Annotated in this window: 18 protein-coding genes; 7 read left to right on the top strand and 11 right to left on the bottom strand. The window is 56.0% G+C overall.

Annotation, left to right across the window (positions count from 1 at the left end):
- The first annotated feature begins 150 nt into the window (after positions 1-150).
- Both sulA and ompA read left to right on the top strand, forming a co-directional pair.
- On the top strand, positions 151-642 hold the full coding sequence (gene sulA / locus C1Y41_RS02550; RefSeq protein WP_104084744.1) for an SOS-induced cell division inhibitor SulA: 492 nt from the start codon (positions 151-153) through the stop codon (positions 640-642).
- 349 nt (positions 643-991) lie between these two features.
- On the top strand, positions 992-2,065 hold the full coding sequence (gene ompA, locus C1Y41_RS02545) for a porin OmpA (RefSeq protein ID WP_039383647.1): 1,074 nt from the start codon (positions 992-994) through the stop codon (positions 2,063-2,065).
- Positions 2,066-2,120: 55 nt separating this feature from the next.
- Here the strand turns inward: ompA and matP are convergent, their stop codons facing one another.
- Positions 2,121-2,585 carry a macrodomain Ter protein MatP gene (gene matP, locus C1Y41_RS02540; RefSeq protein ID WP_139074201.1) on the bottom strand — a complete coding sequence of 155 codons (465 nt, stop codon included), beginning with the start codon at positions 2,583-2,585 and terminating at the stop codon, positions 2,121-2,123.
- Between the two features lie 70 nt (positions 2,586-2,655).
- Here matP and C1Y41_RS02535 point away from each other — a divergent pair, with 70 nt between their 5' ends.
- Together C1Y41_RS02535 and fabA are read left to right on the top strand one after the other, a co-directional pair.
- Positions 2,656-4,500: a Lon protease family protein gene (locus C1Y41_RS02535; RefSeq protein WP_104084743.1), complete on the top strand. Its 1,845-nt coding sequence runs from the start codon at positions 2,656-2,658 to the stop codon at positions 4,498-4,500.
- 67 nt (positions 4,501-4,567) lie between these two features.
- Positions 4,568-5,086 carry a bifunctional 3-hydroxydecanoyl-ACP dehydratase/trans-2-decenoyl-ACP isomerase gene (fabA, locus tag C1Y41_RS02530; RefSeq protein ID WP_039383641.1) on the top strand — a complete coding sequence of 173 codons (519 nt, stop codon included), beginning with the start codon at positions 4,568-4,570 and terminating at the stop codon, positions 5,084-5,086.
- A gap of 60 nt (positions 5,087-5,146) precedes the next feature.
- On the opposite strand, the gene rmf is transcribed toward fabA, so the two are convergent.
- The 6 genes from rmf to rlmKL form a co-directional block, all read right to left on the bottom strand.
- Positions 5,147-5,314 carry a ribosome modulation factor gene (rmf, locus tag C1Y41_RS02525; protein ID WP_071668711.1) on the bottom strand — a complete coding sequence of 56 codons (168 nt, stop codon included), beginning with the start codon at positions 5,312-5,314 and terminating at the stop codon, positions 5,147-5,149.
- A 267-nt stretch (positions 5,315-5,581) separates the two neighbouring features.
- The gene (gene pqiC, locus C1Y41_RS02520; RefSeq protein WP_094111461.1) at positions 5,582-6,148 is read right to left on the bottom strand and encodes a membrane integrity-associated transporter subunit PqiC; all 567 of its coding nucleotides are present in this window, start codon (positions 6,146-6,148) and stop codon (positions 5,582-5,584) included.
- A complete protein-coding gene (gene pqiB, locus C1Y41_RS02515) occupies positions 6,145-7,788 on the bottom strand; it encodes an intermembrane transport protein PqiB (protein ID WP_039383639.1) in 1,644 nt (547 codons plus the stop codon). Before pqiB ends, pqiC begins: the two co-directional genes overlap by 4 nt.
- The gene (pqiA, locus tag C1Y41_RS02510) at positions 7,760-9,046 is read right to left on the bottom strand and encodes a membrane integrity-associated transporter subunit PqiA (protein WP_104084742.1); all 1,287 of its coding nucleotides are present in this window, start codon (positions 9,044-9,046) and stop codon (positions 7,760-7,762) included. Before pqiA ends, pqiB begins: the two co-directional genes overlap by 29 nt.
- A gap of 16 nt (positions 9,047-9,062) precedes the next feature.
- Positions 9,063-10,970: an ABC transporter ATP-binding protein gene (locus C1Y41_RS02505; protein WP_039383636.1), complete on the bottom strand. Its 1,908-nt coding sequence runs from the start codon at positions 10,968-10,970 to the stop codon at positions 9,063-9,065.
- A gap of 5 nt (positions 10,971-10,975) precedes the next feature.
- Positions 10,976-13,093, bottom strand: coding sequence for a bifunctional 23S rRNA (guanine(2069)-N(7))-methyltransferase RlmK/23S rRNA (guanine(2445)-N(2))-methyltransferase RlmL (gene rlmKL / locus C1Y41_RS02500; RefSeq protein WP_104084741.1), 2,118 nt, complete (start codon positions 13,091-13,093; stop codon positions 10,976-10,978).
- A gap of 96 nt (positions 13,094-13,189) precedes the next feature.
- Here rlmKL and C1Y41_RS02495 point away from each other — a divergent pair, with 96 nt between their 5' ends.
- Positions 13,190-14,299 (top strand): YcbX family protein, encoded by a 1,110-nt coding sequence (locus C1Y41_RS02495; RefSeq protein WP_104084740.1) that lies wholly within the window; start codon positions 13,190-13,192, stop codon positions 14,297-14,299.
- 3 nt (positions 14,300-14,302) lie between these two features.
- On the opposite strand, the gene C1Y41_RS02490 is transcribed toward C1Y41_RS02495, so the two are convergent.
- From C1Y41_RS02490 to C1Y41_RS02475, 4 genes are all read right to left on the bottom strand, one after another.
- Positions 14,303-14,839 carry a cell division protein ZapC gene (locus C1Y41_RS02490; RefSeq protein WP_039383627.1) on the bottom strand — a complete coding sequence of 179 codons (537 nt, stop codon included), beginning with the start codon at positions 14,837-14,839 and terminating at the stop codon, positions 14,303-14,305.
- 151 nt (positions 14,840-14,990) lie between these two features.
- Positions 14,991-16,001: a quinone-dependent dihydroorotate dehydrogenase gene (gene pyrD, locus C1Y41_RS02485; RefSeq protein ID WP_104084739.1), complete on the bottom strand. Its 1,011-nt coding sequence runs from the start codon at positions 15,999-16,001 to the stop codon at positions 14,991-14,993.
- 120 nt (positions 16,002-16,121) lie between these two features.
- The gene (locus C1Y41_RS02480; protein ID WP_104084738.1) at positions 16,122-17,120 is read right to left on the bottom strand and encodes a glycosyltransferase; all 999 of its coding nucleotides are present in this window, start codon (positions 17,118-17,120) and stop codon (positions 16,122-16,124) included.
- Positions 17,121-17,122: 2 nt separating this feature from the next.
- Positions 17,123-18,643, bottom strand: coding sequence for a lipopolysaccharide biosynthesis protein (locus tag C1Y41_RS02475; RefSeq protein ID WP_104084737.1), 1,521 nt, complete (start codon positions 18,641-18,643; stop codon positions 17,123-17,125).
- 357 nt (positions 18,644-19,000) lie between these two features.
- Here C1Y41_RS02475 and ssuE point away from each other — a divergent pair, with 357 nt between their 5' ends.
- Complete coding sequence (ssuE, locus tag C1Y41_RS02470; protein WP_104084736.1) at positions 19,001-19,552, top strand: NADPH-dependent FMN reductase; 552 nt, start codon at positions 19,001-19,003, stop codon at positions 19,550-19,552.
- A 12-nt stretch (positions 19,553-19,564) separates the two neighbouring features.
- Positions 19,565-20,515: a sulfonate ABC transporter substrate-binding protein gene (locus tag C1Y41_RS02465; protein WP_104084735.1), complete on the top strand. Its 951-nt coding sequence runs from the start codon at positions 19,565-19,567 to the stop codon at positions 20,513-20,515.
- The last annotated feature ends 1 nt before the right edge of the window (position 20,516 follow it).

Genomic DNA, 20,516 nt, shown 5'->3' with positions numbered 1-20,516 from the left:
TAAAAAAAACGATTTACTGATTCAACGAATAAAACGCTTTTGGTGCCATCTTCTGCCAGTTTTGAGAGACATTTTCAGAAAATGAAGTTGATCTCTGTTAATTTAAACAGTACTGTACATTCATCCAGTTCACTACTGAGCGAGTATATTATGCGCACGCATTTCTCTGGCCCTGTTGATCGTTCCTCCTGGTTAGCGCCTTCCACTGCAGTTCAGCCGTCAATGGGCGGTATAACGGAATTACGCTACAGTGAGCATCCTGGCATGATGCAATTGCTTCTGCTTCCGGTGCTCAAACAGCTGAGCGAACAGTCACGCTGGCAGCTCTGGCTGACGCCAGCGCATAAAGTCAGCCGCCGCTGGATCCAGCAGTCTGGTCTGCCGCTTGAGAAAAGTATGCATATTACTGAATCAAACCGGATCAGTACGGTTGAGAACATGGCGAAAGCGCTGCGTACCGGAAATTACAGCGTAGTGCTGGCCTGGATACCCTGTGAACTGCAAGAGAATGAGCGTCAGATGCTGCAGCAGGCAGCAGAAGAAGGCGAAGCTTTGGGTCTGATTATGCGCCCGGAAGAAGCTGATATCATTTCTGCCAGACAACCCGGAAGCACAAAAATTCCCTCGGATTTGTTTCATTAAGTAAAAAGTGAGATTTATCTCAGCTTTTTTTTCCGGCCTGTTGCCGCTAAGCTACTGATAATGTTCCCGCCAGTCAGGACAAGGGCTTAGCTGCAATTCTCTATTTACAGACCGAAAATTTTGCCCCGTCAATTGTTAAAATGTGTGTATTTACACCTGTTTTTTTACCTGCTCACCTCACATCATACTTGTAAGTTTTCAATCTCGTTGTAGACTTTAGCTCGCCAGGGTGCTCAATAACCTCCGTTTTTTCGGTAGAGTCATAAGCGAGCGTTCAGACCCGGCGAAGGATTACAACCAAGAGCAACCTTTTTGCTCATTGCCTATTTGGATGATAACGAGGCGCAAAATGAAAAAGACAGCTATCGCAATTGCAGTGGCACTGGCTGGCTTCGCTACCGTAGCGCAGGCCGCTCCTAAAGATGACACCTGGTACACCGGTGCTAAACTGGGCTGGTCTCAGTATCACGATACTGGTTACTACGGTAACGGTTACGCGAACAACGACGGTCCAACTCACGAATCTCAGCTGGGCGCAGGTGCTTTCCTGGGCTATCAGGCGAACCCATACCTGGGCTTCGAGCTGGGCTATGACTGGCTGGGCCGTATGCCTAACAAAGGCGACAACATCAACGGCGCATTCAAAGCGCAGGGCGTTCAGCTGGCAGCTAAACTGAGCTACCCGATTGCTGATGACCTTGACGTGTACACCCGTCTGGGTGGCATGGTATGGCGTGCAGATTCTACCCAGAACAACACTCTGACCGGCGAACGCCGCAGCGACCACGACACCGGCGTTTCTCCGCTGGCTGCAGTGGGTGTTGAATACGCAGTGACCAAGAACTGGGCAACCCGTCTGGATTACCAGTGGGTTAACAACATTGGTGATGCAGGTACCGTTGGCGCGCGTCCAGACAACGGCATGCTGAGCGTAGGCGTTGCATACCGCTTCGGTCAGGATGAAGCTGCTGCACCAATCGCTGCACCAGCTCCGGCACCAGCTCCGGTTGTTGAAACCAAGCGTTTCACTCTGAAATCTGACGTGCTGTTCACCTTCAACAAATCTACCCTGAAGCCAGAAGGTCAGCAGGCTCTGGATCAGCTGTACAGCCAGCTGAGCTCAATGGATCCTAAAGATGGTTCCGTTGTAGTTCTGGGCTTTACCGATCGCATCGGTTCAGACCAGTACAACCAGAAACTGTCTGAGAAACGTGCTCAGTCTGTTGTCGACTACCTGGTATCTAAAGGTATCCCGGCTAACAAAATCTCTGCACGTGGCATGGGCGAATCCAACCCGGTTACTGGCAACACCTGTGACAGCGTGAAAGGCCGTAATGCCCTGATCGACTGCCTGGGTCCAGACCGTCGCGTTGAGATCGACGTGAAAGGCATCAAAGACGTTGTAACTCAGCCACAGGCTTAAGTTATCGCGTAAAAAAAACCCCGCTCCGGCGGGGTTTTTTGTTTCTGCTATCTGCTTACTTTTTGTTCTCTTCGCTGCCTAAGATGGCCTGCAGATCCTGCTTTAACGTAGACATCTGACTGGCATATTTCTCTTTCCGTTCGGCATCTTCAATCAGCTGTACAATTGTCTCAGAGAGCGTGCAGTGGCGACGCTGCGCCAGGCCCGCCAGCCGTTGCCACACCAGATATTCTAAATCGATAGATTTTTTACGCGTATGCTGGTGTTCAGCATTGAAGTGACGCTTGCGGCGGGCACGTATGGTTTGCTTCAGGCGATTTTCCAGACCCGGATGAATATGCTGCGCAATCCACTGGTTCACCTCAACCGGCGTATTTTCCAGCGCAAGCAGCGCGTCAACCGCAGCCTGTGCCGCGCTGAGCTCCAGATAGCGGGTGATTAGCTCCCCCTCCCGATGTTTTTTCACCAGGTATTTCCATTTCCATCCACTTTCCAGATTTTCAAGCTGCTGGTATTTCATCGGAATCCCACCGTGACCACGTAACAACTTAAGAATAACAGCTTTTTTGCGCGATGCAGCAACGAAAAACATGTTGCTCCTGTCACATTCACTACCGGAACTCGCCGTGATAAACCCGGTTGTATCCTGTATAATCACGCTTTTCCTAAATCAGACTAATGCGAATATTTTGACCAGCAACCAACTTACGTGGCAAGCCCTGCAGCCAGATAGCACCCCCTGGCAGACCCTCTTTTCAACGGTTTCACTGAAAGATAGCGATAGCCTTGCCGCGGTTCAGCCGCGTTTGCTGAATGCGCTGGCGCATTTACACCATCAGTCTGCGGGTTTTCCGCTGCTACTGTTACGCAGCCAGGAAAATAGCGACTATCTCGCCTGGATTGCCGGGGCCGCACGGCGTTTTCAGCCTGATGCCGGGCAGCTCTATGGCGGTGACTATCATGTGATGGGCGACACCGTTACGCTGCTGCCGCCTTCAGATATCAACCGTCCTTTTACCAGTAGCGGCGGCGTGTTTTATGCTGACTGGATCGAAGCAGAGCAGCTGTTTGGCTGCGTGCGTCAGTATAAGGATCGCGTGATGCCTGAGCCCGGGCTGCTGCATCGCGCCAACGGCGGCACGCTGATCCTGTCTATCAATACGCTGCTGGCACAGCCCCTGCTCTGGCTGCGCCTGCGCCGGTGTATCGAACTGCAGCAGTTTGAGTGGTATTCGCAGGATGAGCGACAGCCCCTGCCGGTGACAATTCCAGCTCTGCCGCTCAGCGTCCGCCTGGTTCTGTGCGGCGATCGCGATGCGCTGGCCAGCTTTCAGGAGCTGGATGCCGAAGTGCACGAAATGGCGCTCTACAGTGAGTTTGAAGAGAACCTGCAGATTGCCGATGAGAGCGATATGCTCAACTGGTGTCAGTGGGTTCTGACGCAGGCAGCACGGGCAGACCTTAATGCACCGGAGGCTGATTTCTGGCCACCGCTGCTGACGGAAGCGGTACGTTTTTCCGGCGATCAGGATACGCTGCCGCTCTGTCCGCGCTGGCTGAGGCGACAGCTGCATGAGGCCGCCCTGCACGGCGACATCATTAATGGTGAAGCGCTGACGGAGGCGCTTGAAGCACGCCAGTGGCGGGAAAACTACCTTACTGAACGCATGCGCGATGAGATCCTGCTAAATCAGATCATGATTGAAACAGATGGCGAGGTTATCGGACAGATCAATGGCCTGTCGGTTATTGAGTTTCCGGGGCACCCGCGTGCCTGGGGTGAGCCGTCACGTATTACCTGTGTGGTGCACCCAGGCGATGGTGAACTCAACGACGTGGAGCGTAAAGCTGAGCTGGGCGGTAATATTCATGCCAAAGGCATGATGATTATGCAGGCCTATCTGATTGCTGAGCTGGAACTCGATCAGCCGCTGCCCTTCTCCGCTTCGATGGTGTTTGAGCAATCTTACTCTGAAGTGGATGGTGACAGCGCCTCGCTGGCTGAGCTGTGCGCATTAATCAGCGCGCTGGCTAATCAGCCGCTGAGCCAGCAGATTGCGGTGACCGGCTCTGTTGATCAGTTTGGTAATGTGCAGCCGGTCGGTGGCCTCAACGAAAAAATCGAAGGCTTTTTTCATGTCTGCCAGGCGCGTGAGCTGACCGGTAAGCAGGGCGTCATTCTGCCTGCCTCTAACGTGCGTCATCTCAGTCTTAGTCAGGAGATCGTTGACGCGGTGAAAGCAGGAGAGTTTCATCTGTGGGCAATTGACCGTATCGATGAAGCCCTGCCGCTGCTGACCGGCGTGGCGTGGCAGAGCGAGAGCGGTGAATCGCTGCTGACTATGATTCAGACCCGCATTACGCAGTTTAACCAGCAGGAATCTGCACCCCGCCCGTGGCCGTTACGCTGGCTTAACTGGTTTAACCACAAATAGGGGCATTGCCCGGCGTACAACTGTTCGCTAATATTCGGGCTTCACTAAAAGAAGGCATATTGAGAACATGGTAGATAAACGCGAATCCTATAGCAAAGAAGACCTGGTTGCCTCAGGTCGCGGCGAACTGTTCGGCGAAAATGGGCCACCGCTGCCCTCTGACAACATGTTGATGATGGACCGTGTGGTCAAAATGACCGAAGATGGCGGTAACTTCGACAAAGGTTTTGTTGAAGCTGAACTGGATATCCGCCCCGACCTCTGGTTCTTCGATTGCCATTTCAAAGGCGATCCGGTTATGCCTGGCTGTCTGGGCCTGGATGCCATGTGGCAGCTGGTTGGTTTCTATCTCGGCTGGTTAGGCGCGGAAGGCAAAGGCCGTGCGCTGGGCGTGGGCGAAGTGAAGTTTACCGGTCAGGTGCTGCCAACAGCGAAAAAAGTGACCTATAAAATTCACTTCAAGCGCGTAATCAACCGCAAGCTGGTGATGGGTGTTGCAGATGGTGAAGTCTTTGTTGACGGTAATCTGATCTACACCGCTACCGATCTGAAAGTCGGTCTGTTTAAAGATACCTCTGCGTTCTGATCCTGCTTAACAAAACCTCCGCCGCGGCGGAGGTTTTCCCTTTGCTGACATCCGGCAGGGCTACGCCACCGCCGACCTGTCCTCCATGGCCTGACGCCAGCCTCCCAGCCAGTGAGACCGCGCATCGATCAGTTGATAGGGGCACAGCTCCTTAGAGCGGCCAGTAATGCCGGCCTGATAACCGCGTGAATGTGCACGTTCTAAACGGTCTCTCTTCTGTCTCTTCATACCGCGTTTCCCTCATTTCAGGTCTGGTGGAATCTGGTGGAAAGAAAGAGTGGCGAATTAATGTTCAGCCACAGTAAAGTTCTAACCCCAATGCGCAGAAAAAGCAATGCGCAAAATTCACGCCAGCGTCACGGTTTTGCCGTTAAAACGACATAAAGAAATGTCAAAGCAGTGTCTATGTTTCTGATTAGGCAAAAAAAAGCCCCCGATCTCCGGTGCAACGTTGCTACGAAGAATCAGGGACTTAGCAGTTATCTAAACCAATTCCTAATTTAGCGAAGCCACACTGTCTGCGATCTGCTGTGCGGTCTGCTGCCAGCCTGCAGCCAGCGTGCGGACCAGCGCATCATAACCATCCTCATTTTGCGGCAACGTCACACTAAAGCTGCGCTTGATAAGCTGATCCTGATGCTGCAGCAGCCATTCACCGCTGACCACGACCCGCCCGTCGTAACGTCCCTGAAACCCACTTACGCTGACGTTAAGCGTATCGTAGCCCTCTCCATGCGGTGACGCGGCGACCACGCGGCCCGGCAGCGCCTGGCTCAGATTAGTAATCAGCGTCTGCTGCAGCTGCTGATCGAGCGGGCTGGCCCAGAGATTGTTGGTGGCAATGACATATTTAACATCGCTGGTCTGATAAACCAGTCCGTTGCCTGCCAGATAATCAGGCACGTTCACATGTTCCACCCAGAGCATCGGCTGGCTGCTGCCCGCGCTGCTGGCGACGCGTACCGTACTGCTGCCTGCCGGCAGCTGATAGTAGGTGGTGTCGATGGTTGTGCTGCACCCTGCCAGCAGCAACATAGCTCCTGCGATGATGGCTTTTTTCACTGTTTCGCCCTCTTTGGCTGCGGATCCTGGCCTGGCTTCGCTTCAAATACCAGGGCATTGCTTTTCGCATTCAGCGTTTTCAGCACTGGCTGCAGCTCACGCAGCACCTGATCAAGCCGCTGCATATCTCCCACCAGTTTATTGTACGCTGGCGATCCCGGCTGCAGCCCTTTCATGCTGCGGTTGAGTTCACGCAGCGTCTGCTGCATATCAGCAGGCAATGTTTTCATTGCCGGACTGCCGGTAAGCTGGTTCAGATTATTCAGCGTATTCTGCAGCTGACGCAGCGTGCGCTGACTCTCTTTCAGCGTGCCGGTCGCCTCATTAATCATCGGATTAAGCGGCAGCGCGTTGATCTTATCCAGCGCCGCCATCAGCTTCTGCTGGATCTGGCTGAGACCACCGCTGACGGTAGGGATCACCTCAAGACCTGCTACGCTGTTCGGTCCTTTATAGGCTGGCGCTTTATCGTAGAAATCGAGATCGACAAACAGCGCGCCGGAGAGCAGGTTGCCGGTTTTCAGCGTGCCGCGCAGGCCACGTTTCTTCCCATCCTGCAGATGCTGCTCCAGATTAAAATCACTGCCCAGTCGTGCGGTAAAGCGATCGGGTTCGATGCGAATCAGCACCGGCACGCGATAATCTGTGTTCAGCGCCTGGTCCATACCCGGGATCATATAAGGCACCTGCGCGACGGTTCCCAGACGAATACCGCGGAACTCAACCGGTGCACCCACCTGCAGGCCGCGAATCGAATCACTGAAGAACATCAGGAAATCAGTGTGTCGGGTATAGAGTGAATCCTGAATGCTGCGCTGATCGTCATACAGATGATAATCCGCTTTGTTCTGTGCGACCTCACCCAGATCCCAGCCATCCGGTACGTCAAAGCTGACGCCGCCGCTAAACAGCGTGGTCAGTGAACCCATCTCCACGCGCATCCCCGAAGCAGACATATCAACGGCAATGCCGCTGTCTTTCCAGAAACGCACATTCGTGGTCACCAGCCGGTCATAAGGCGCAGTGACAAACAGCTGATAGGTCATCATACGTTTGTCAGTATCAAAGGTGCTGGTTTCCACCGTGCCGACGCGGTAACCGCGGAACAGCACCGGATCGCCCGGATTGAGCTGACCCGCTTTGTTGCTGTCGAGCACAATGCGGACCCCTTTCGCATCCGGCGGCGCCAGCGGCGGTGAATCGAGCAGCTGATAATGCTCCGGCTGTTCGCCTTTTGCACCGGGCTGCAGCTCGATATAGGCGCCTGAAAGCAGTGTGCCAAGACCGGTGATCCCTTCGCGTCCAATCTGCGGTTTAACCACCCAGAACACGCTGTCTTTATAAAGCAGCTTCTCCATGCCGGCGTTCAGACGGGCTGTGATCTCGACGTGATGCAAATCGTCAGTCAGCACCGCACTCTCTACGGTGCCCACATCCACACTGCGGCTTTTGATAGTGGTTTTACCCGCCACGATGCCTTCGGCGTTTTCGGTGATCAGCGTCACCAGCGGCCCCTGATGGCTGAAGTGATAAAAAAGGATCCACCCGCCGATCAACAGCGTAACGATGGGTACGATCCAGACTGGCGACCAGCGTTTGATCTGATCGACCTTAGCAGTCCCGTGATTGTTGTCCGTCAAGACGCGACTCCTTACGTTCAGTTTCCTGTTGGCGATCCCAAATCAGACGCGGATCGAATGTAATAGCGGCAAACATGGTCAATATCACCACCAGGGCAAACAGCAGCGCGCCCGGTGCGGGATAGACGTTCATCAGCTGTCCCATGCGCACCAGCGCAGAGAGCACGGCGATAACAAACACATCGATCATCGACCAGCGACCAACAAACTCCACCACTTCGTAGATCAGATGCATTTTTTCGCCATCCCGCTGGCCGCGCCCGCTGGCGTGCCAGCAGAGCCAGCCAATAGCGACCATTTTCAGCGAGGGCACCATAATACTGGCGATAAAAATCACCAGTGCAACGGGCCAGGAACCATCGCTCATCAGCAGGATAACGCCGCCCATGATCGTTGAGGGATACTGGGAACCCAGCGTCTCAGTCACCATGATCGGCATAATATTAGACGGGATATAAAGCATAACGGAAGTCAGCAGCAGCGCCAGCGTCCACTGCAGGCTATGTCTGCGGCGCGGTGCCGCGGCTACCCCGCAGCGATCGCAGCGCGGCTGCGTCGCCGGCAGAATAGCTGTACAGCAGGGGCAGCTGCGCAGCCCCTGCTGCAGACCACTTTTTCCCGCCTGCGGCGTAAACGGCAGCGCGGGCAGCGCGTCGATTTGTTGCCAGACCCAGCGCCGATCCACACACTGAAACGCGCGCAGCTGCAGCAGGCAGAACAGGCACCAGGGCCAGAAGCTGCTGCCTAAGCCGATCTCGCCATACGCCATCAGCTTGACGAAGCTCACCAGCACGCCGGCCATAAAGATCTCTGCCATGCCCCAGCTGCGCAGCTGAAAAAGAATACGCGCCAGTCCCCGCCGCAGCGGGTGCGGCAGAGCAATCCGGTTGACCAGCAGCACAATCGTCACCATGCAGAAAGCCGGAATACCCTGTACAAACAGCAGAAACAGGGAAGCCAGGCTGCGGTAATCCTCCCGCACCATGACGCGCGGGATCTCCGGCAGCGTAATGTGGCTGGAGAGACCGGCGACGTGCATATCGATAAACGGAAACAGATTGGCCAGCAACAGCATAAACAGCGCCGCCAGCGCATAACCGGTTGGACGCTTGCGCGGTTCATGCCAGTTAGCCAGCAGCTGCGTATGGCAGCGCGGGCAGCGGGCACGGCTGCCCGCCGGCACAGCGGGCAGCCTGACGGTTAAATCACACTGTGGACAGAGCATCCACTGCTGCGCCTGCGGCGACGTTGCGCACATGCCCTTTTCCTCTGTGTTATGCGCCGTTTTTCAGCGCTTCCAGCTCTTCCCAGCGGGCAAAGGCGGTTTCCAGCTCCTGCTCCGTCTGCGCCAGCGTATCCAGCACCGGCTGCGTTTTTTCATGCGGCTGACTGAAGAAATCGGGATGGCTCATCTGCGCCTGCAGCTCACCAATCCGCGCTTCCAGCTGCTCCAGCTTTTGCGGCAGCTGTTCCAGTTCACGCGTCAGGTTATAGCTTAGCTTGCCTGCGCTGCGTTTGGCGGTTTCATTTTTTTCAGCTGTTTTCACCGGTGCGGAAACCGTCGGGGCAACACGCGTCTGTTTGTACGCCGCGCGCTGCTGCTGCGCATCATGATAGCCGCCCACAAACGCGCCCACTTCGCCGTTGCCTTCAAATATCCAGCATTCGGTAACGGTGTTATCCACAAACTGACGATCGTGGCTGACCAGCAGTACGGTGCCCTGATATCCGTCGACCAGCTCTTCCAGCAGCTCCAGCGTTTCAACGTCCAGATCGTTGGTCGGTTCATCGAGGATCAGCAGGTTGCTGGGCTTCAGGAACAGCCGCGCCAGCAGCAGGCGATTGCGCTCTCCGCCCGACAGCGCGCGTACCGGCGTCATGGCGCGTTTCGGATGGAACAGAAAGTCCTGCAGGTAACCCAGTACGTGACGGGGTTTGCCGTTGACCATAACTTCCTGTTTGCCTTCCGCGAGGTTATCCATCACGGTCCGGTCCGGATCAAGTTCAGCGCGATGCTGATCGAAATAGGCAATTTCAAGCTTGGTGCCGCAGTGCACCCGCCCGCTGTCCGCTTTCAGCTGCCCCAGCATCAGGCGCAGCAGAGTGGTTTTTCCGCAGCCGTTAGGCCCAATCAGCGCAATCTTATCGCCGCGCTGGACCTGGGCTGAAAAGTCTTTAACCAGCGTTTTGCCTTCCACGCCGTAGTTTACGTTCTCCAGCTCAAAGACAATTTTTCCGGAGCGGGCCGCTTCGCCGACCTGCATATTGGCTTTGCCCATCACGTCACGACGCTCGGAACGTTCACGACGCAGCGCTTTCAGTGCCCGCACGCGGCCTTCATTGCGGGTACGACGCGCCTTGATCCCCTGACGGATCCACACCTCTTCCTGCGCCAGTTTGCGGTCAAATTCAGCATTCTGCATCTCCTCAACCCGCAGCGCCTCCTCTTTACCCACCAGGAACTGATCGTAATCTCCCGGCCAGGAGACCAGCTTGCCGCGATCGAGATCGACAATGCGCGTCGCCATATTGCGGATAAACGAGCGGTCATGCGAAATAAACACGATGCTGCCGGTAAAGGTTTTCAGAAACGTTTCCAGCCAGTCGATGGTTTCAATATCGAGGTGGTTAGTAGGCTCATCCAGCATCAGCACGCGTGGATTACTGACCAGCGCCCGGCCCAGGGCCGCTTTACGCAGCCAGCCGCCGGAGAGCGAAGAGAGTTCTGTATCAGCCTGCAGGCCAATCTGCTGCAGAACATCGTTGATACGGCTGTCGAGCTGCCAGAGATTCTGGTGATCGAGAATCGTCTGCAGCCGGCCCATTTCATTGAGGTTTTTCTCGCTCGGATCCTCCATCACTTTGTGCGAAATGGCGTGATAGGCTTTGAGATGCTCCGCCTGCTCGGCCACGCCCTCAGCGACAAAGTCATACACCGAACCGGTAATGTTACGCGGCGGATCCTGCTGCAGGCGCGAAACGATCAGGTCCTGCTCATAGATGATACGCCCATCATCCAGCGGCTGTTCGCCGTTGATGATTTTCATTAATGTGGATTTACCGGCACCGTTACGGCCCACCAGACAGACGCGTTCGCCCTCTTCGATGTGCAGTTCGGTATTATCCAGCAGCGGTGCATCACTGAATGAGAGGTAAGCACCATGGATACTGATCAACGACATATAAATTATTCCTTACCGGCGTGGCTGACCAGCCAGCAGTTGTGAATTTGACGATTACGGGCAAAGTCCTGTGACAGGGTTTTTTGCGTGATCTCCTGCGCCTGCAGACCGAGCCGTTGCAGGCCCTCCAGATCCATTTTGAAGCCGCGCTTGTTGTTGGAGAACATAATGGTGCCGCCGCGACGCAGCATGCGCTTCAGGTTTTGCAGCAGCATCAGATGATCGCGCTGCACATCAAAATCCGCCTCCATACGCTTGGAGTTGGAGAAGGTCGGCGGATCGATAAAAATCAGGTCAAACTGCTCGTCGCTTTCACGCAGCCAGCTCAGGCAGTCGGCGTGCAGCAGGCGATGCTGACGGCCGGTCAGACCATTAATACGCAGGTTGCGCTCCGCCCACTCAAGATAGGTGCGCGACATATCAACCGTAGTGGTGGATTTTGCCCCGCCCAGCCCGGCGTGCACGCTGGCGCTGCCGGTGTAAGAGAACAGGTTCAGGAAGTCTTTACCTTTACTCATCTGGCCGAGCATCTGCCGCGCGATACGGTGATCGAGGAACAGGCCGGTATCAAGGTAGTCAGTAAGATTAACCAGCAGCCGGGCATTGAACTCCTGCACTTCAAAGAATTCGCCCTTTTCTCCCAGCTTCTGATACTGATTTTTGCCCTTTTGCCGCTCGCGGGTTTTCAGCACCAACCTGTTAGCCGGGATCTCCAGCACGCTGAGCGTGGCGCTGATAACATCAAACAGCCGCTGGCGCGCTTTGGCCGCGTCGATGGTTTTTGGTGGCGCGTATTCCTGCACCACCACCCAGTCGGCGTAGCGATCCACTGCGACATTGTATTCCGGCAGATCGGCATCATAGAGGCGATAGCACTCAATGCCCGACTGACGCGCCCATTTCTCCAGCTTCTTCAGGTTTTTGCGCAGGCGGTTTGCAAAATCTTCCGCAATCTGCGCGCTGCCAGCCGCACCGGACGCCGCCAGCTGATAATTTTTCTGCACGCACTCCAGCGGGCCATTTTTCGCTTTAAACTGGCGCTCCGCGCGCAGCTGCAGGCAGCTCAGCAGATCGGGTGAGGCGCTGAACAGCGACAGATTCCAGCCGCCAAACTGCTGCTTCATAATGCGGCCCAGCTGGCTGTGCAGCGCAATCAGCGCCGGCTCGCTCTCCAGACGCTCACCATAAGGCGGGTTACTCAGCACCGTTCCGGTCACGCTTTTATCGTCAAGCGGATTACTCAGCTTCAGCACATCCTGCTGCGCAAAGGTAAAAAGCTCAAAGACGCCGGCACGACGCGCGTTAGCGCGCGCCCACTCCAGCACGCGGCCATCGTTATCATAACCAAAGAAGCGTGCCTGGGCGGCTGCGGTGCCAGCCCGCGCGCGCTGCAGCGCTTCGCTGCGCAGCTCCTGCCACAGCGCTGCGTTATGCTGCTTCCAGCGGCTAAAGCCCCAGTGGCTGCGCAGCAGACCCGGCGCGCGATCGCAGGCAACTAAGGCCGCCTCAATCAGTAGCGTGCCGGAACCGCACATGGGATCCAGCAGCGGCGTTTCCGGCTGCCAGCCGGAACGCATAACAATGGCAGCCGCCAGATTCTCTTTCAGCGGCGCCTGACCGGTCTGCTGACGATAGCCGCGCTGATGCAGCGCGGTGCCGCTGAGATCCAGTGCGATGCTGACGCGATCTTTATTCAGCCAGGCGTTAATGCGAATACCCGGCTGCTCGCGATCCACGCTGGGGCGCGGCAGATCCTGACGGGTAAAGCAGTCAACGATCGCATCTTTAATTCGCAGCGCGCCAAACTGGCTGTTGCGGATGACGTCGTTGGTGCCGCTGAAATGGATGGCAAAGGTGGTTTCGCTGTCAAACAGCTCAGCCCAGGGGATACTCTGCGCGCCGACATAGAGATCGAGGTCACTCCAGACACCGAATTCTCCCAGCGGCAGCAAAATACGTGAAGCCAGACGGCTCCACAGCAGGCTTTGATACATTACGCGATCGTCGGCACGGAAGTGGACGCCGCCCTGCACCACCTGCAAATCCTGCGCGCCCAGCGCGTCCAGCTCAGTTTTCAACAGCTCTTCGAGCCCACGCGCCGTACTGGCAAACAGAGAATTCATATCGTCACTTATACTCTTGCTAAAATTGCTGCGCATTATAGCGAATCAGCGTCCTATGTCATAAAGTTAGCTTCTTTTTGTCTGCATGGAGCGATGATGATTACCTTATCCCGTCTTTATATTCACCCGGTCAAATCGATGCGCGGCCTGCAGCAGTCGCATGCACAGGTGCTGCAGAGCGGTCTGGCATTTGATCGCATCTTTATGATCACCGAGCCTGACGGAACGTTCATCACCGCCCGGCAGTTTCCGCAACTGGTGCGTTTTACGCCGGTTGTGCTGCCGGATGGCCTGCTGATTAACGCGCCGGACGGTCAGCAGGCGCTGATCCGCTATGCCGACTTTGCAGCAGAAGAGAGCGAAACCGTTGTCTGGGGCAACACCTTTACTGCCCGCATCGCGCCGGAAGCGATTAACCGCTGGCTGAGCGACTATTTTCCGCGCCCGGTACAGCTGCGCTGGACAGGTGAGACGCCGACGCGGCGCGTAAAGCGCTTTGACGCCGTGCCGCTCGGCTTTGCCGACGGCTATCCGTTTCTGCTGGTCAATATGGCGTCGATGCAGGATCTGCAGCAGCGCTGCCCGGCTGGCGTACGCGTAGAGCAGTTTCGCCCTAACCTGGTGGTCAGCGGTGCCCCCGCCTGGGATGAAGATAGCTGGAAGCGGCTGCAAATCGGTGACGTTGAGTTTGTCGTGCCGAAACCGTGCAGCCGCTGCGTATTTACTACTATCGGGACGGAGAACGGAGAGAAACATCCGGCGGGTGAGCCGCTGACCACGCTGCAGGGCTTTCGCAGCGCGCAGGATAGCAGCGGTGATATCGATTTTGGCCTGAATCTGATCGCCCTGAACAGCGGGCTGATCCGTAGCGGCGACAGCGTGACGATTCTGGAACGCCATACCCCGCGCGCCTACGGTGCCGGCAAGAGTGAAGCTCTGCTGACAGCAGAGACAGGCGCGCCTGCCAGCGTCACCATTACCTGTCAGGGCCGGCGTTTTGAGGGAGATAATCAGCAGGTATTACTGGAGCAGCTGGAGATGGCCGGGTTTCGTATTCCCTACTCCTGCCGGGCCGGGCTGTGCGGCAGCTGCAGAGTCACGCTGGTCGCCGGCACCGTCAGGCCGTTAAAGCAGAGCGCCGTACGTGCTGACGGCACTATTCTGAGCTGCAGCTGTATTCCAGACAGTGATATTGAGCTGGGATAAAATCTAAACCGCGCGCGCGTACCAGGTCGCCAGCTGCAGCGGCTGCAGGCGATCGTTCATGATTTTGATCGCATCGCCAAGCTGCATGCTTTTTCCCGCCATGCTCAGTGCCGGCTGCGCCACCAGACAGAGCGCCGCGTTTTCACTGCTTTCTACTACCAGCAGCTGTGCCTGCTCACCGCTCTCGGCCAGCGTAGCCGTGACCATATCGCCCGCGACCGGCTGCCAGCTATGTTTGTGGCTGATGAAGTGCCAGCTTTTTGGCATCAGCGGCTTGAGGAAGCGGCTTGCCACCAGCGCATTCAGGATCAGCTCGGCACGCTGATGAGCAGATAATTCACTCTCACGACAGCGGTCGTCGAAACTAAAATAGAGTGCGGCATCATCGACGCAAAATCCGCTGCTGTTAAAAGCGTCGGGCGTCAGCATTTTGCGGGAGAAGCGGGAGCGGAAGAGTGTGCCATCAGCCAAATCAAGCATCATACGGTCATGCTCGGCGTCATAATACCAGCGCCAGTTGTCATCGGGTTTGATTTTCATGATGTGCCTTGTGGGATTCTGCTGCGCTAAATGGCGCCTAAAAAATAAAATATCGCTTTAAGCAAAAAGCTGAAAAATAGAACAACAGGGGAAAATATAAACGAGCCAGAGGGAGAAATAAACCCCCTGGCCGGGGAAAGTGAGATATGTCTTAGAGGTGGGTCACGATATCTTTAATTAAAGCCGGTCCCTGATAAATAAATCCGGAGTATATCTGCACCAGGGTGGCGCCCGCGGCAATTTTTTCCCGTGCGGCGATGAGTGAATCTATTCCACCGGCACCAATAACAGGTAAGCGCCCCTGCAGCTCCTGCGCCAGCCGGCGGATTACCTCTGTGCTGCGCGCCTGAACCGGGCGTCCGCTCAGGCCGCCCGCTTCATCTGCATGTTTAAGTCCGCTGACCAGCGTACGGTCCAGCGTGGTATTGGTTGCAATCACACCATCAATCTGGTGACGCATCAGGCTGTCAGCAACCTGGATTAATTCCTCCTCAGACAGATCCGGCGCAATCTTTACGGCCACCGGAACATATTTAAGGTGTCGCTGCTGTAGTTCCTGCTGTTTTAATTTAATCGCCGCCAGCAAATCGTCCAGCGCATCGCCATATTGCAGCGTACGCAGACCCGGCGTGTTAGGTGAAGAGATATTTATCGCAATATAACCCGCATGGGCGTAGACCTTCTCCATGCAGATCAGGTAATCCTCTTTCCCCTGCTCAACCGGGGTATCTTTATTCTTGCCAATATTGATCCCCAGTACGCCTTTAAATCGCGCTTTTTTGACGTTCTCTACCAGATGATCAACCCCGTGGTTATTAAATCCCATGCGGTTAATGATGCCGCCCGCCTCAACCAGACGGAACATACGCGGTTTATCATTTCCGGGCTGCGCACGCGGCGTTACCGTACCGACTTCAATAAAACCAAACCCCATTGCGCCAAACGCATCAATGCACTCCGCGTTTTTATCCAGCCCGGCCGCCAGACCCAGCGGGTTGGGAAACGTCAGGCCCATACAGCTTACCGGACGCGCCGGCAGCGACTGCCGAATCAGCCCCTCCAGCGGCGTACCGCTGATAAAACGCAGCTGCTGGAAAGTGAGTTCATGCGCGCGCTCGGGATCGAGTTTAAACAGGGCGGGCCGGACGATGGGATATAACATGCACTCTCCTGAATGGCAGTAAAGGAAGAAACAGCGGGTGCACGGGAATACGTGCGCCAGAATGGTAAGGTGCTCTGGCGCAAAAGTAAATTAGTGACAAACCTCAGAACAGGATCGCGATCAACGGCGGGATGAATAACGACTCAGGCGATTACGGCACGCCTGCAGACCGTGATAGAGCGGCGGACAATACCAGAGCAGTTTCAGCCGGGTATTATGCCGTAATACGCGCCGCACCAGACTGTTTACCCGCGGCTGCCACTCGGCAGGTACTTTAATGCGGTGTTTACGGATCTGTGCCAGGCAGCCATGCATAATGGTCTGATAGTAGTCATTCAGTAATACCTCATCCTGCGGCAGCTGATGCTCTCGTAAAAACGCTTCACTGCTGTCGCGGGCGATAAAGTAGTTTTTTATCCAGGAGAAGTCGCGGGTGCTTTGCGACAGCGAACTCTGCATAAAGCGCTTGTAGTAGTAGCTCTCGCCGGTGCAGTAGAAACTGTGCGCCTGCATATAGAGCGCGAACATAAAAGGCGCATCTTCATGATTCTGAATCGGCAGGAAACTCAGCCCCAGCCGCTCAATCAGCTGCCGGGAAATGATGCTGCTCCAGATCACCCGGTGCGCCGACTGATGCTGGATCAGCGTGCGCAGACTTTCGCTGCCGCCGGAGAAAAGGCCGCTGACGTGACGCTGATGAATCGTCTGATAGTGGCGCTGCGGTTCCGGGACGTCGAAAAACATTTTTGCGCCGAAGCAGAACAGCTCAAGTCCGGTATGCTGCGCCTGCGCGCGCCGGAAATCGGCAAACAGAGTGGCGGAGATAAAGTCATCGGCATCCATAAAATAGAGGAAATCGCCGGTGGCGACCGCCAGCCCTTTCATCCGCGCTGCGCTGACGCCGCCGCGGTTGCCGCTCAGCAAAGTGACCTGCGGATGCGCCTCAGCGAACGCCGTAAGCCAGCTCACGCTCTCATCCGTTGAGCCGTCGTCAATGATAATAATCTCATCTGCCGGCGACGTCTGCTGCAGCAGCGACTGCATCGTCTCCGGCAGCCACGGGGCGCAGTTCCAGTTCGGAATAATGACCGATATAGTCGGGACGGAGCGCGACGTCATACTTATCCTCTTTCTTCAGCATTAACAACGGGTGTACGGCGCAGGCGCTTCAGCACCAGGCTATGCAGCAGACAGCAGACGCCGAGATTCACGGCACCAATCAATGCCAGCCAGAGCAGATTAATCCAGCGATTCTGATTCCACTCAATAGGCAGCAGCGTGCTCAGGCCGGCAATCAGGCCCGATACCGCCCAGATCAGCGCCACGTCGCGCGTCAGCCAGCTGAAGTGGATACCCGGCGCAAAACGACGGTGTACCAGCCATGCCCAGCCAACCAGGTAGAAAATGTTCTGCGCCAGCCACAGCCAGCCGGTTCCCAGCGCGCCGTAGTGAATCGCACACCAGATGTTAAGCGGCACCAGCAGAATGGCAAACAGGGTAAAGCCCTGCATATGGAGTTTTAGGTTGCCATTCACGTACTGCAGGTGATAGAGCAAGCCACAGATCGCCTGAATTCCGCTGCCTAAGGCGTAAAGCGTCAGGACAAAAGCCATCTCATCGACAATCTGCGTTTTTTGCGTCCACGCCCAGAGCAGCGGACCAGAATAGCAGGCGATAGTGATACTGAGCGGGGCCATAAAAATGGCGACTGCCTGCGTGGTGTAACGGTAGAGACGCAGAGATTCCGCATCGCCCTGCTGCCGGGTTTTCATGCCGGTCATGCGCGGCACAATCGCCTGCATAATCGGGCTGCTGAGCAGCAGGATACCAGTCGCCGCCGTTGCCACGACGGTAAAGGATCCGTACTCGCTCAGCGGCAGGGTTTTAGACAGCACCAGACGGTCAATCTGCGAGATAAACGTCCAGATTGCGCTGGAGAACGCGGCGCTCAGCGCAAAGCGAATAAAAGGCCTCAGCACCTCTTTCAGGTCGCTGCGCTTCTCTTTGCGCGCGGCGTGCGGGATAAGCTGATACGCCTTCCAGATGCAGCAGCCCGCCTCGGCGATGGAGACCAGCAGCTGCCAGATAAAGAATGTCAGCACGGCGTTGGCGAAGAGCTGGATCACCAGCACCGCACCAAAGGTGCGCAGCGTGGTAATAGTCAGGTTAACGCCATTCAGCCAGACCTGATGTTCAAAGCCGATGATCACGCTGCGATAGGGACTGGTGCGCCAGCGAATGGCCGCGGTGATCACCATAATTGCCACGGCGATAACCACATCGCCGGCCGGCAAATGACGCGCATCCAGCCAGTGTGTCGCTATCCAGGGCGTTGCCAGCCAGCCCAGCACCACCAGCACCAGCGTGGAAAAAAGGAAAAAGCGCGTCAGGGTGGTAAACAGCGCCGGAAACCAGACAAATTCTTCCTGATTAGCGCGGTAGCGCGCCGCTTCACGCATCAGCGTGGTGGAGACGCCCGCATCCAGCAGCTGCAGCCAGGTCAGTAATATAGAAAAGAAGCCAACCAGGCCATACGCTTCCATCCCCAGATTCTGAATATAGAGCGGCACCACTAAAATACCTGACAGCGTCAGGTAGATCTGCCCGACATAGTTGGCAATCGCATTACGTTTGATAGACATAAAAGTATGGGGGTCTGGGTATTTTTCTCAATGTCTTCAAGCGTGACACAAAAATGTGACAGCGCCCACAGGAGTAATTCTTAAAAACCACCTGGCATTCACGCCGCAGCTTTTTCTTAAATTCATCAATAAAAAACAGAGATCGGGCCATTTTATCCGCCGCTGCTCTGTGAGCCCGACTGGCAGCGCAGGCAGTAGCGTTTCGCAGGCAGCAGATCGGCAGCAGGATCCGTTTGCCGTTTTAAAGCTTTTGATTGCCGGATAAATCATTTACCCCTTTTCCGGCGCTCTGGCAGGATTAAGACAATCAGTTCTCAATTAAACATTATCGATAACTTTTTGTTATAAGGAGCAGGTATGCGGATCCTAACGCTGGCGGGCAGCCCCCGTTTCCCTTCACGTTCGACGGCGCTGCTGACGCTTTGCCAGCGCCAGCTGGAAGCCCGGGGCGCCGAAGTTATTGCGTGGAATATTCACAATTTTCCGCCGGAAGATTTGATCCATGCCCGTTTCGACTCCCCTGCCCTGAATGCGTTTAAAGCTGACATCGCCAGCGCGACCGGCGTCATTATTTCTACTCCTGTCTATAAAGCGTCATTTGCAGGTGCGCTAAAAACTGTCCTGGATCTGCTGCCGGAGCGGGCGCTGGAAGAAAAAGTCGTACTGCCGCTGGCAAGTGGCGGCAGCGTGGCACATATGCTGGCGCTTGATTACGGGCTTAAACCGGTACTGAGCGCGCTGAAAGCGCAGGAGGTGTTACAGGGAGTATTTGCGCAGGATCTGCAGATTACGCATTACGACCGCCAGCCGGAATTTGCCAGCGATCTCACTTCCCGTATTGATGATGCGCTGGAGAACTTCTGGCTTGCGCTGCAGCGCCGTCATCTGCCTTTTGCCCGGGCTGTCTGAGGAGAGACTATCGTGAAACGACTTATAACGGCTCTGCTGCTCCCGGCGCTGGCTGCCCTGTTTACCCTGACGGCCAGCGCAGCGGACGCGCCTTCTCAGATCCGTATCGGCTACCAGAAAGGCTCGGTCAGCATGGTGCTGGCAAAATCGCACCGGCTGCTGGAGCAGCGTTTTCCGGCGATGGCAATTAAGTGGATTGAGTTTCCTGCCGGCCCGCAAATGCTGGAAGCGCTTAACATCGGCAGTATCGATTTAGGCAGCACCGGGGATATTCCTCCGCTCTTTGCGCAGGCCGCCGGGGCCGATCTGCTTTATGTCGGATCGGAACCCGCGAAACCTAAAGCAGAAGTGATCCTGGTACCGCAGAACAGCCCCATCCACAGCGTGGCCGATCTGAAAGGCCGCAAAGTTGCTTTTCAGAAAGGCTCCAGCTCGCACAATCTGCTGCTGCGCGCGCTGCAGCAGGCGGGCCTGAGTTTCGCTGATATTCAGCCGGTCTATCTGACGCCAGCCGATGCCCGCGCGGCGTTTCAGCAGGGTAACGTTGACGCCTGGGCGATCTGGGATCCTTATTACTCAGCCGCTCTGCAGCAGGGCAACGTGCGCGTCCTCACTGACGGCAGCACGCTGAACCTGACCGGCTCTTTCTATCTGGCGACCCGACAGTTTGCTGAAGCCAGTCCCGACACCCTCAGCCAGGTGCTGGCCACCTTCAGCGAGGCGGATGCGCTGACGCAGAGCCAGCGAACGCAGAGTATCGACCTGCTGGCGCAGGCGATGGGCCTGCCAAAACCGGTCCTGGCGAGCTATCTCGACCATCGTCCGCCCACCACGATTACCCCCGTCAGTGCACGCACCGCCGCCGCGCAGCAGCACACTGCCGATCTGTTTTACGCCAGCCATCTGTTGCCGGTAAAACTCACCATCGCTGACCGCATCTGGCAACCCCGGACGGCCCATTAAT

The organism is Pantoea sp. ICBG 1758 (genome assembly GCF_002928325.1).
GTDB classification, from domain to species: domain Bacteria; phylum Pseudomonadota; class Gammaproteobacteria; order Enterobacterales; family Enterobacteriaceae; genus Pantoea; species Pantoea eucrina.
Note: the sequence above shows the minus strand (reverse complement) of the source record. Positions and strands in the feature narration are given on the sequence as shown.